Annotated in this window: 1 pseudogene; it reads left to right on the plus strand. The window is 66.3% G+C overall.

Annotation, left to right across the window (positions count from 1 at the left end):
• Positions 1-77 precede the first annotated feature (77 nt).
• A pseudogene (locus EN852_RS39780) lies at positions 78-288 on the plus strand (anthranilate phosphoribosyltransferase); the annotation flags it as partial.

Raw genomic sequence — 288 nt, forward strand, 5'->3', positions numbered from 1 at the left:
CGCCGATATCCTCCATCTTTACCGCAAGGCGGGCGTCATCCGCTGGCTGCTCGGCATGGAGAACACCGACGAGGAGGGCGCATCATCCGGCGATGAAGCATGTCGGGCCGACCCGCGTCGAGCTCGGCACGCGCACCATCTTCAATCTGCTTGGACCGCTGTCGAACCCCGCCGGCGTCAGCCGCCAGATGGTCGGCGTCTTCCTGCCGGAATGGATCATGCCGGTGGCCGATACGCTGAAGGCGCTGGGCGCCGAGCACGCCTGGGTCGTCCATGGCGATGGCTATG

Origin of the sequence: Mesorhizobium sp. M2E.F.Ca.ET.209.01.1.1 (assembly GCF_004010375.2) — a bacterium.
Lineage (GTDB): Bacteria > Pseudomonadota > Alphaproteobacteria > Rhizobiales > Rhizobiaceae > Mesorhizobium.